This window comes from Pseudomonas sp. FW507-12TSA, assembly GCF_058781435.1.
This window is the reverse complement of sequence record NZ_JBYSWT010000003.1, coordinates 129,454-141,443: the sequence shown is the minus strand read 5'-3', so window position 1 is coordinate 141,443 and position 11,990 is coordinate 129,454. Positions and strand designations below refer to the sequence as shown.

General features: G+C 64.3%; 11 protein-coding genes. All 11 read left to right on the top strand.

The window, feature by feature from the left end; genetic code table 11:
- Positions 1-126: 126 nt before the first annotated feature.
- Positions 127-1,872 (top strand): ubiquinone-dependent pyruvate dehydrogenase, encoded by a 1,746-nt coding sequence (gene poxB, locus AC3WK8_RS04300; protein ID WP_103324499.1) that lies wholly within the window; start codon positions 127-129, stop codon positions 1,870-1,872.
- Between the two features lie 223 nt (positions 1,873-2,095).
- The gene (locus tag AC3WK8_RS04295) at positions 2,096-2,257 is read left to right on the top strand and encodes a hypothetical protein (protein WP_158091437.1); all 162 of its coding nucleotides are present in this window, start codon (positions 2,096-2,098) and stop codon (positions 2,255-2,257) included.
- Positions 2,258-2,559: 302 nt separating this feature from the next.
- The gene (gene prnA, locus AC3WK8_RS04290) at positions 2,560-4,176 is read left to right on the top strand and encodes a tryptophan 7-halogenase PrnA (protein ID WP_103324498.1); all 1,617 of its coding nucleotides are present in this window, start codon (positions 2,560-2,562) and stop codon (positions 4,174-4,176) included.
- Positions 4,176-5,261, top strand: a complete 1,086-nt coding sequence (prnB, locus tag AC3WK8_RS04285) for a monodechloroaminopyrrolnitrin synthase PrnB (protein ID WP_103324497.1) — start codon at positions 4,176-4,178, stop codon at positions 5,259-5,261. Before prnA ends, prnB begins: the two co-directional genes overlap by 1 nt.
- Positions 5,262-5,303: 42 nt before the next feature.
- Positions 5,304-7,007, top strand: a complete 1,704-nt coding sequence (gene prnC, locus AC3WK8_RS04280) for a monodechloroaminopyrrolnitrin halogenase PrnC (protein WP_103324496.1) — start codon at positions 5,304-5,306, stop codon at positions 7,005-7,007.
- Positions 7,008-7,030: 23 nt separating this feature from the next.
- A complete protein-coding gene (gene prnD / locus AC3WK8_RS04275; RefSeq protein ID WP_103324495.1) occupies positions 7,031-8,122 on the top strand; it encodes an aminopyrrolnitrin oxygenase PrnD in 1,092 nt (363 codons plus the stop codon).
- Positions 8,122-8,256 carry a flavin reductase gene (locus AC3WK8_RS04270; protein WP_103324494.1) on the top strand — a complete coding sequence of 45 codons (135 nt, stop codon included), beginning with the start codon at positions 8,122-8,124 and terminating at the stop codon, positions 8,254-8,256. Before prnD ends, AC3WK8_RS04270 begins: the two co-directional genes overlap by 1 nt.
- The gene (locus AC3WK8_RS04265) at positions 8,253-9,488 is read left to right on the top strand and encodes a cation:proton antiporter (RefSeq protein ID WP_103324493.1); all 1,236 of its coding nucleotides are present in this window, start codon (positions 8,253-8,255) and stop codon (positions 9,486-9,488) included. Before AC3WK8_RS04270 ends, AC3WK8_RS04265 begins: the two co-directional genes overlap by 4 nt.
- Positions 9,489-9,513: 25 nt before the next feature.
- Complete coding sequence (locus AC3WK8_RS04260; protein WP_085597940.1) at positions 9,514-10,059, top strand: flavin reductase family protein; 546 nt, start codon at positions 9,514-9,516, stop codon at positions 10,057-10,059.
- 341 nt (positions 10,060-10,400) lie between these two features.
- The gene (locus AC3WK8_RS04255; RefSeq protein ID WP_022639376.1) at positions 10,401-10,919 is read left to right on the top strand and encodes a sigma-70 family RNA polymerase sigma factor; all 519 of its coding nucleotides are present in this window, start codon (positions 10,401-10,403) and stop codon (positions 10,917-10,919) included.
- Positions 10,912-11,916, top strand: coding sequence for a FecR family protein (locus AC3WK8_RS04250; RefSeq protein ID WP_219738247.1), 1,005 nt, complete (start codon positions 10,912-10,914; stop codon positions 11,914-11,916). Before AC3WK8_RS04255 ends, AC3WK8_RS04250 begins: the two co-directional genes overlap by 8 nt.
- Positions 11,917-11,990: the final 74 nt, after the last annotated feature.

Genomic DNA, 11,990 nt, shown 5'->3' with positions numbered 1-11,990 from the left:
CAGAGAGGAAATCGGGCGACGATATTAGCATTAATTCTCATTCGCACATCTTCATGGAATCATCCGCCCTCGCCCGCTGTCCCCTGTTGATCGCGACGATTTCCCATCCCACGGCAGGAGAACTCCATGGCGAACATCAGCATTGCCCGACAACTGGCCCAGACCCTCGAACAAGCCGGGGTCAAGCGTATTTGGGGCCTGACCGGCGACAGCCTCAACGGCCTCACCGACGCCCTGCAGAGCATGCAAAGCATCCAATGGATGCATGTACGCCACGAGGAAGTGGCGGCCTTCGCCGCTGGCGCCGAAGCGGCGATCACCGGCCAGCTGGCGGTGTGCGCCGGCAGTTGTGGCCCGGGCAACCTGCACTTGATCAACGGCCTGTTCGACTGCCACCGCAGCCGGGTGCCGGTGCTGGCCATCGCCGCACAGATCCCGTCCTCGGAGATCGGCCTGGATTATTTCCAGGAAACCCACCCCCAGGAGCTGTTCAAGGAGTGCAGCCACTTCGTCGAGCTGGTGAGCCACCCGGCGCAGATGCCCGAGGTACTGCACCGGGCCATGCGCAGTGCGATCCTCGAGCGCGGCGTGGCCGTGGTGGTGATCCCCGGGGACGTGGCCTTGCAACAGGTGCCGACGTCCAGCAAGCCATGGCCACCGTTACACGCCCCACGCACCCTGCCAGCGCCCCATGACCTGGACCGCCTGGTGGAATTGCTCAGCCACAGCAAGGCCGTGACCCTGCTTTGCGGCAGCGGTTGTGCCGGCGCCCATGACCAAGTGGTGGCCCTGGCCGATGCCTTGGGCGCGCCGGTGGTTCACGCCCTGCGCGGCAAGGAGCATGTGGAATGGGACAACCCCTTCGATGTCGGCATGACCGGGCTGATCGGCTTCAGCTCCGGTTATCACGCCATGCTCAACTGCGACACCCTGGTGATACTGGGCAGCGACTTCCCCTATCGCCAGTTCTATCCGACGGACGCCTGCGTGATCCAGATCGACCACGACCCACAAGCCCTGGGCCGGAGGGTGCCGCTGGACCTGGGCGTGGTCGGCGACGTCAGCGAGACCCTCGCCGCCTTGCTGCCACGCCTGCCCTACCAGGGCGACCGGAGCTTCCTGGAAACCTCCCTGGAGCACTACGCCAAGGCCCGCCAAGGCCTGGACGACCTGGCCCGGCCCGCGGCAGCTGGACGGCCGGTGCACCCGCAGTACCTCACCCAACTGGTCAGCGAACTGGCGGACGCCGATGCGATCTTCACCGCCGATGTCGGCACGCCCACGGTATGGGCCGCGCGCTACCTGAAGATGAACGGCCAGCGGCGCCTGCTGGGCTCGTTCAACCACGGCTCCATGGCCAACGCCATGCCCCAGGCCATCGGCGCCCAGGCCGCCTGCCCCACACGCCAAGTCATTGCCCTGGCCGGCGACGGCGGCTTCAGCATGCTCATGGGGGACTTCATTTCCCTGGTCCAGCTCAAGCTGCCGGTGAAGATCATCGTCTACGACAACGCGGCCCTGGGCTTCGTCGCCATGGAGATGAAGTCCGCCGGCTACCTGGACACCGGCACCGACCTGCACAACCCGGACTTCGCCGCCATGGCCAACGCCATGGGTATCCTCGGCCTGCGAGTGGAAGATTCCGCAGGCCTGGAAGGTGCCCTGCGCACCGCCCTGGAACATGACGGCCCGGTGCTGGTGGACGTGGTCACCGCGACCCAGGAACTGGTCATCCCACCGGCGATCAAGCTGGAACAGGCCAAGGGCATGAGCCTGTACATGCTCAAGGCGGTGATGAGCGGGCGCGGCGACGAAGTGGTGGAGCTGGCCCGGACCAACTGGCCCAAGGGCGGCTGGTTCCGGCTCCCCTAGCCTGGGCCTGGACCCGGGGAGTACCGCCCGGTGTCATCGCAACCTCTGGTGGCCCCACCTTGGAGGTGGGCATCGGTGAAGATTGCGCCAATGGCATCCACCAGGATGGCGTTGGAGAAATCACCACGACCCCAGGCATCGGCGCGTTGGCGCCGAAGCCGGCCTGGGGGCTCTTCTCATCGAGCAGAATCCGCTCCAGCCATCTCCCTTGCAGCCGCCCCGCATGGATCAAGCCCGGTGCGGGATCCACGACCTGCCGGCCTCATGCATCACCGATCCCCAGCGCAGCATTTCTGCGACGCCCATTGGCGGTCTTTCCCTGATTCCATCCAACGACTTCAATAACCAGCTGGCCGCAACGACCCGCAAGGGCGCGTTGCGCTGACGGCCTGTTCGACCAACTGTCCACGAGCTTGGCTCCTGTGCATCACATGGATGATCACGCCACGCACTTCGCGCAAGGGCACTGCGGCGGACTGATTGGGCGCATGCAAAGCACGCAAGACCTTTCTTTAGATCAAATGCTTTTGCTTTGGGGAAGGCTAATTCGGAAACGGAAGATGCATCGCTTTTCCTGCGGTCTAGAGTCTAATCCGACAAGCACATTGATGTGCCTCTTGCACGGATGCACGGAGACTGGCGGCCTTCCCCTCCCTACAGACCGTCTGCCTGCAAACAAGGAGTGTTATGAACAAGCCGATCAAGAATATCGTCATCGTGGGCGGCGGCACTGCGGGCTGGATGGCCGCCTCGTACCTCGTCCGGGCGCTCCAGCAGCAGGTAGACATTACGCTCATCGAGTCTGCGGCGATCCCCCGGATCGGCGTGGGCGAGGCGACTATCCCGAGTTTGCAGAAGGTGTTCTTCGACTTCCTCGGGATACCGGAGCGGGAGTGGATGCCCCAGGTGAACGGCGCGTTCAAGGCCGCGATCAAGTTCGTGAACTGGAGAAAGTCTCCCGACCCATCGCGTGACGATCACTTCTACCATTTGTTCGGCAATGTGCCGAACTGCGACGGCGTGCCGCTTACCCACTACTGGTTGCGCAAGCGCGAACAGGGCTTCCAGCAACCGATGGAGTACGCGTGCTACCCGCAGCCCGGGGCGCTCGATGGCAAGCTGGCACCGTGCCTGCCCGACGGCACCCGCCAGATGTCCCATGCGTGGCACTTCGACGCGCACCTGGTGGCCGACTTCTTGAAGCGCTGGGCCGTCGAGCGTGGGGTCAACCGCGTGGTCGACGAGGTCGTGGAGATTCAGCTGAACGACCGCGGCTACATCTCCACCCTGTTGACCAAGGGGGGGCGGAAGCTGCAGGCGGACCTGTTCATCGACTGCTCCGGCATGCGGGGGCTCCTGATCAATCAGACCCTGAAAGAGCCCTTCATCGACATGTCCGACTACCTGCTGTGCGACAGCGCGGTCGCCAGCGCCGTGCCCAACGACGACGCGCGTGACGGGGTCGAGCCGTACACCTCGGCGATCGCCATGAACTCGGGGTGGACCTGGAAGATTCCGATGCTGGGCCGGTTCGGCAGCGGCTACGTCTTCTCGAGCAAGTTCACCTCACGCGACCAGGCTACCGCCGACTTCCTCAAACTCTGGGACCTCTCGGACAATCAGTCGCTCAACCAGATCAAGTTCCGGGTCGGACGCAACAAGCGGGCGTGGGTCAACAATTGTGTGTCTATCGGGCTGTCGTCGTGCTTTCTGGAGCCCCTGGAATCGACGGGCATCTACTTCATCTACGCCGCGCTTTACCAGCTTGTGAAGCACTTCCCCGACACCTCGTTCGACTCGCGGTTGCGCGATGCATTCAACGCCGAGATCGTCTACATGTTTGACGACTGCCGAGACTTCGTCCAGGCGCACTATTTCACCACGTCGCGCGAAGACACGCCGTTCTGGCTCGCGAACCGGCACGAACTGCGGCTCTCGGACGCCATCCAGGAGAAGGTGCAGCGCTACAAGGCAGGGCTGCCACTGACCACCACGTCGTTCGACGATTCCACGTACTACGAGACCTTCGACTACGAATTCAAGAACTTCTGGTTGAACGGCAACTACTACTGCATCTTTGCCGGCTTGGGCATGCTGCCCGACCGGTCGCTCCCGCTCTTGCAGCACCGACCCGAGTCGATCGAAAAGGCCGAGGCGATGTTCGCCAGCATCCGCCGCGAGGCCGAGCGCCTGCGGAGCAGCCTGCCGACGAACTACGACTACCTGCGGTCGCTGCGTGACGGCGACGCGCAGGTGTCTGGCAACCAGCGCGGGCCGACGCTCGCGACGCGGGAAGGCCGGTAGTGGAACGCACCTTGAACCGGGTATCCGCATTCGCCACCACCCACGCTGCCGTGGCCGCCTGTGATCCGCTACAGGCGCGCTCGCTGGTGCTGCAACTGCCGGGCCTGAACCGTAACAAGGACGTGCCCGGCATCATCGGCCTGCTGCGCGAGTTCCTCCCGACGCGCGGCGTGCCCACCGGCTGGGGCTTTGTCGAAGCCGCCGCCGCGATGCGGGACATCGGCTTCTTCCTGGGGTCACTCAAGCGGCACGGACACGAGCCTGCGAACGTGGTGCCCGGGCTTGAACCGGTGCTGCTGGACTTGGCACGCGCGACCGATATGCCGCCGCGCGAGACGCTCCTGCACGTGACGGTCTGGAACCCTGCGGCGGCCGACGCGCAGCGCAGTTACACCGGGCTGCCCGACGAAGCGCATCTGCTCGAGAGCGTGCGCATCTCGATGGCGGCCCTGGAGGCGGCCATCGCGCTGACCGTCGAGCTGTTCGATGTGCCCCTGCGCTCGCCCGCGTTCGTGCAAGGGTGCGCCGAGCTGGAAGCCTATCTGCAGAAAATGGTCGAATCGATCGTCTACGCGTACCGCTTCATCTCACCGCAGGTCTTCTACGATGAACTGCGCCCCTTCTACGATCCGATCCAGGTCGGGGGCCAGAGCTACCTCGGCCCCGGTGCCGTGGAAATGCCCCTGTTCGTGCTGGAGCACGTCCTGTGGGGCTCGCAAACCGACGACCAGGCCTATCGAGAGTTCAAGGAGACGTACCTGCCCTACGTGCTTCCCGCGTACCGGGCGGTCTACGCTCGGTTCGCCGAGGGGCCGGCGCTCATGGACCGTGCGCTCGACGAAGCGCGAACCGCCGGTGCGCCAGACGAGCCCGCCCGGGCTGGGCTGGTAGCCCTGGAGCGGGTGCTCAAGGTCCTGCTGCGCTTCCGGGCGCCTCACCTCAAGTTGGCAGAACGGGCGTACGAGGCCGGGCGAAGCGGCCCAGCAACCGGCAGCGGGGGGTACGCGCCCAGCATGCTCGTTGATCTACTCACGCTCACGTGTGCCGCGCGCTCGCGCATCCGCGCCGCGCTCGACGAATCCTGACGCGCAAAGCCAGGTCTCATCTCGCAAGGAGAGTTTGCCCCCATGACTCAGAAGAGCCCCGAGAACGGGCGCGACAACAACCATTTCGACGTGATCATCCTCGGCTCGGGCATGTCCGGCACCCAGATGGGAGCCATCCTGGCCAAGAAACAGTTTCGCGTGCTGATCATCGAGGAGTCGTCGCACCCGCGGTTCACGATCGGCGAGTCGTCGATCCCCGAGACGTCTCTCATGAACCGCATCATCGCTGACCGCTACGGCATTCCGGAGCTCGACCACATCACGTCGTTCTACTCGACGCAGCGTTACGTCTCGTCGAGCACGGGCATCAAGCGCAACTTCGGATTCGTGTTCCACAAACCCGGCCAGGAGCACGACCCGAAGGAGTTCACGCAGTGCGTCATTCCCGAACTGCCATGGGGACCGGAGAGCCATTACTACCGGCAGGACGTCGATGCCTACTTGTTGCAGGCCGCCATCAAATACGGCTGCAAGGTCCGCCAGAGGACTAGCGTGACCGACTACCACGCCGATAAAGACGGCGTCGCGGTGACCACCGCCGAGGGCGAACGGTTCACCGGCCGGTACATGATCGACTGCGGAGGCCCTCGCGCACCGCTGGCGACCAAGTTCAAGCTTCGCGAAGAACCGTGTCGCTTCAAGACGCACTCGCGCAGCCTCTACACGCACATGCTCGGGGTCAAGCCGTTCGACGACATCTTCAAGGTCAAGGGGCAGCGCTGGCGCTGGCACGAGGGGACCTTGCACCACATGTTCACGGGCGGCTGGCTCTGGGTGATTCCGTTCAACAACCACGCCCGATCGACTAATAACCTGGTGAGTGTCGGCCTGCAGCTCGACCCGCGTATCTACCCGAAAACGGACATCAGCGCGCAGCAAGAATTCGCCGAGTTCCTCGCACGGTTCCCGAGCATCGGGGCTCAGTTCCAAGACGCCGTGCCGGTGCGCGACTGGGTCAGGACCGACCGCCTGCAGTTCTCGTCGACCGCCTGCATCGGCGACCGCTACTGCCTGATGCTGCATGCGAACGGGTTCATCGACCCGCTGTTCTCCCGGGGCCTGGAGAATACCGCGGTGACCATCCACGCGCTCGCGGCGCGCCTCATCCAGGCGCTACGCGACGATGACTTCGCCCCCGAGCGCTTCGAGTACATCGAGCGCCTGCAGCAAAAGCTGCTGGACCACAACGACGACTTCGTCAGTTGCTGCTACACAGCGTTCTCGGACTTCCGTCTGTGGGATGCATTCCACAGGCTGTGGGCGGTCGGCACGATCCTCGGGCAGTTCCGGCTCGTGCAAGCCCACGCGCGGTTTCGCACCTCGCGCGACGAGGGCGACCTGGATCACCTCGACAACGACCCCCCGTACCTTGGGTACCTGTGCGCGGACATGGAGGAGTACTACCAGTTGTTCAACGACGCCAAGGCCGAGGTCGAGGCAGTGAGCGCCGGGAACCAGTCGGCTGCACAGGCCGCGGTGCGGATCCACGCCCTCATCGACGAACGAGACTTCGCCAAGCCGATGTTCGGTTTCGGGTACTGCATCACTGGGGACAAGCCGCAGCTCAACAACTCGAAGTACAGCCTGATACCGGCGATGAAGCTGATGTACTGGACGCAGACCAGAGCGCCGGCAGAGGTGAAAAAGTACTTCGACTACAACCCGATGTTCGCGCTGCTCAAGGCGTACGTCACGACCCGCATCGGCCTGGTTCTGAAGAAGTAGCCGGCCGAGGACGACATAACGCGATGAACAACACTCAACTGGATCAGCCGAGCATCAAGAAGCATCCCCCAGGGGCGCACGACGCGACCACGCGCGTGGCCGCGAGCTGGTACGTCGCGATGCGCTCCAGCGACCTCAGGGACAAGCCCAAGGAATTGACGCTCTTTGGCCGTCCGTGCGTGGCATGGCGCGCAGCGACGGGCCGGGCCGTGGTGATGGATCGCCACTGCCCGCACCTGGGCGCCAACCTGGCTGACGGACAAGTCAAGGACGGGTGCATCCAATGCCCGTTTCACCACTGGCGATACGACGAGCAAGGCCAGTGCGTTCACATCCCCGGCCACAGCCAGGCGGTGCGCCAGCTGGAGCCCGTGCCGCGCGGGGCGCGCCAGCCGACGTTGGTGACCACCGAGCGCTACGGCTACGTGTGGGTCTGGTACGGCTCCGCGCAGCCGCTGCACCCGCTGCCCGAAATCGCCGCGGCCGACGTCGACAACGGCGACTTCATGCACCTGCACTTCGCGTTCGAGACGACGACGGCGGTCTTGCGCATCGTCGAGAACTTCTACGACGCGCAGCACGCAACCCCCGTGCACGCGCTCCCGATCTCGGCCTTCGAGCTCAAGCTCTTCGACGACTGGCGCCGGTGGCCAGAGGTCGAGTCGCTGGCCCGGGCAGGCGCGTGGTTCGGTGCCGGGATCGATTTCACCGTGAACCGCTACTTCGGTCCGCTGGGCATGTTGTCGCGCGCGCTCGGCCTGAACATGTCGCAGATGAACCTGCACTTCGATGGCTACCCCGGCGGGTGCGTCATGACCGTAGCCTTGGACGCAAACGTCAAATACAAGCTGCTCCAGTGTGTGACGCCAGTGAGCGACGGCAAGAACGTCATGCACATGCTCATCTCGATCAAGAAGGTGGGCGGTGCCCTGCGTCGCGCCACTGACTTCGTGCTGTTCGGGCTGCAGACCAGGCAGGCAGCCGGGTACGACGTCAAGATCTGGAACGGGATGAAGCCCGACGGCGGCGGCGCGTACAGCAAGTACGACAAGCTCGTGCTCAGGTACCGGGCGTTCTACCGGGGCTGGGTCGACCGCGTCGAGAGCGAGCGGTAATGCGTGAGGCCGAGCCGGTATCGGCCGTGTCGCTGTACCCGGCGCTCGCGAACCTGGCCAGTGGCGTCACGGCCATCACGGGGCTCGCCGCCGCCCGCTTCGTGCCGGTGTCGCTCCTTGCGAGGTATCCATGACCATCTGGCTGCTGCAACTCATGCTGGTGATCGCGCTCTGCAATGTCTGCGGGCGCATTGCCGAACGGCTCGGCCAGTGCGCGGTCGTCGGCGAGATTGCGGCCGGCCTGCTGTTGGGACCTTCGCTGTTCGGCCTGGTCGCACCGAGTTTCTACGACCTGTTGTTCGCCCCACACACGCTGTCGGCAATGGCGCAAGTTGGCGAAGTCGGCCTGATACTGCTGATGTTCCAGATCGGTCTGCGTATGGACTTGGGCCAGACGCTGCACGGCAAGCGCTGGCGCATACCTGCGGCGATCGCAGCCGGCGGGCTCATCGCACCGGCGGCGGCCGGCATGCTCGTCGCCGTTGCCTCCAAAGACACGCTCGCCAGCGACGCACCGACGCTGCCCTATGTGCTCTTCTGCGGTGTCGCACTGGCGGTATCGGCGGTGCCGGTGATGGCGCGCATCATCGACGACCTGGCGCTGAGCGCCATGGTCGGCGCACGGCACGCAATGTCCGCCGCGATGCTGACAGATGCACTCGGATGGATGCTGCTGGCCACCATTGCCTCGCTATCGAGCGGGCCTGGCTGGGCATTTGTGCGCATGCTCGTCAGCCTGCTCGTGTACCTGCTGCTGAGCGGGCTGCTGGTGCGCTTCGTGGTTCGACCGGCGCTTGCACGGCTCGCATCGACTGCCCATGCAGCGCGCGACCGCTTGGCCGTGTTGCTCTGCTTCGTCATCGCGTCGGCACTGGCGACGTCGCTGATCGGATTCCATAGCGCATTTGGCGCACTGGCGGCGGCGCTGTTCGTGCGGCGCGTGCCCGGCGTCGCGAAGGAGTGGAGCGAGAACGTCGAAGGTTTCGTCAAGCTTGTGCTGATGCCGGTGTTCTTCGCATGTGCGGGACTGCGTGCATCGATCGGCACGATCGAAGACCAGGCATCATGGATGTGGTGCGGTGTATTCCTGCTGGGCGGATTCATCGGCAAGTTCGGCGGCAGCTATCTGGGCGCACGCACCACCGGGCTTGCGCCACACGATGCGATGCTGGTGAGCTCGTTGATGAACACACGCGGCTTGATGGAGCTAATCGTCCTGTCGATCGGCCTGCAGATGCAGATCCTTCCGCCAGAGGTCTACACGATCCTCGTGGTGTTCGCGCTGGTGACGACGGCGCTGAGCGCACCGCTGGTTCGATTCACGCTGCGCCTGCAATCGCGCGCAATGAACCAGCAGGCCGCCTGAGCCAGTCCGAGGGGGAGAGATCAGCATGAACGCTGCCACCGAAACCAAAGCTCTCGATTTGCTCGATGCCCAGGGTTGCGATGTCCACGATGCCCGCGAACTGCGCAACTTGCTGGGGCAGTTCGCGACCGGTGTCACCGTGATCACCACCCGCACCGCTGACGGCCGAAACATCGGCGTGACCGCCAACTCGTTCTCCTCATTGTCGCTGTCACCGGCACTGGTGCTCTGGAGCCTGGCTCGCAAGGCACCGAGCCTGAAGGTTTTTTGCGCGGCGAGCCATTTCGCCATCAACATACTGGGCGCGCACCAGCATCACCTGTCGGAGCAGTTCGCCCGGGCAGCACCTGACAAGTTCGCCGGTGTAGCTCATTCCTATGGCAAGGCGGGAGCCCCGGTGCTGGACGATGTGGTGGCAGTACTGGTGTGCCGCAACGTCACCCAGTACGAGGGCGGTGATCACCTGATCTTCATTGGCGAGATCGAACAGTACCGATACAGCGGCGCAGAACCGCTGGTCTTCCATGCAGGCCAGTACCGGGGCTTAGGGAGCAATGGAACAGACCCGTAAGCGTCAGCAACCCGGCTCATGTGATCGTTGAATGGGAGGGTCGCTGGGTTTCGTCTGGATGACGGCCGCCGTTCACCGCGGGCGATTTCCTGCGGTACAGCAAAGAAATAGCGCCACGCATATTGAGTTGCTCGAGGATCAGCGGCGACAACCTGGGCAGCTCCTGGAGTTTGCCGGGAGTGCTCGCCATCTGCTCACTGTCAGATCAATACAGCCATTTGCAGTTCCCCCCTCCTCCTCTCGGGTCGATCCGACATCCACTCAAGGGCTGTACAAACGCTGTTGATAAGCATTTGCAATTAAAGATAAGATTTCGCCCCCCTAGCCTGATCCCACCTTGAATGATCGCCGCCGTGTCTTATCCCAGCGATAAACTCGAGCTCTACCTTTCCCACCGTGCCGCGCTGGTCGACTACTCGGCGCCGATTGTCGGCTGTCGGGCCCAAGCCGAAGAGGTGGTCCAGGAAGCCTGGCTGCGCTTCTGCGGCCAGGCCGATAGCGTTGCCCAGCCGAGCAACCCGGTGGGCTACCTGTACCGCATCGTGCGCAACCTGTCCTTTGACCTGCTGCGGCGCTCGACCCTGGAAAACCGCCACCCCGATGGCGACGATCTGCTCAGCGAACTGCCCTCGAGCACGCCTTCGCCGGAGCACCAGGCGCTGCACAGCGACCAGTTGCGCCTCCTGCAGGACGCCCTGACCCGACTGCCGGAACGAACGCGCCGGGCCTTCTACATGCATCGCCTGCAACACCAGACCTTCCAGGAAATTGCCGCTGAGTTGAAGATCTCCACCAGCTTGGCGCACCAACTGGTGCGTGACGCACTGACCCACTGTGCGGAGCATCTGGCCGATGACTGATATCCCCTCCTCCCAACCTGTATCCGGCTCACTGAAGGACGACCTGGTGTGGCAGGCGGCCATGGACTGGCTGCTGCAATGCCGCGCCGCGCCGGATGACCTGGCACTGCAACAGGCCCATGGACGCTGGCTGGCCGCTGATGAGCGTCACGCTGCCGCCTGGCGCAAGGCCGAGAAAGTCTGGTTGCTCAGTGGTTACCTGGAGCCGCCGGAGATACCCGTGCCTCGGCCGCTGCCAGCCTCGGCCCCGCCCCAGGGCCGACATCGCTGGGCGGGCCGAGCGCTGGCAACGCTGGCACTGGCAGCCTGTGTGCTGTTGCTGGTAGGACCCACGCCGCCGACCGACCATGCCAGCCCACTCGGCGAGCATCTGAAGATCAGCCTGGGCGACGGCAGCCATGTCGAACTGGGCAGCGACAGTGCCATCCGGGTGGCCTTCGAGCCAGGTACGCGGGGCGTGACGCTGCTCAGGGGGCAGGCGTTCTTCGAAGTCAGCCACGATGCTTCACGCCCGTTCACGGTCCAGGCAGCGGACGTGAAGGTCAGGGTCATAGGTACGGCGTTCGATGTGGACCTGGGTCGCAACGCCGTCGTGGTGGCAGTGCAAAGCGGAACGGTCCAGGTTCGCGATGGCCGGGGCGAACTCGCGGTGCCTGCCCTGGGCCCCGGCGATAGCCTGCGCCTGGGCCTGGACCACAGTCCACCGCAGCGCAACCGGCTAGCGCCGGACCAGGTTGCGCTATGGCGCCAGTGGCAGTTGGTGGTCAACGACCGGCCCCTGCGCGAGGTGATCGAACAACTGCGGGACTACTATCCCGGCGCCTTGCTGTTGGCCGACCGGGCCCTGGGCGAGCGGCGCGTCACCGCCTCGCTGAACCTGCGTTCGCCGGTCAGCGCGCTGCAACTGGCCATCGCTCCGCTTCGTGGGCATCTCACGCATTGGGGGCCCTACCTCACCCTTATCCGAGAAACCCCTGGAGCGCCGGTAGAAAAATAAATTTCAAAAAATTCTGGAAGTTCTCGATCGCCGTTCGTTTATTGCCCCGTCCAGTTAATAGTAAATATTCTCAT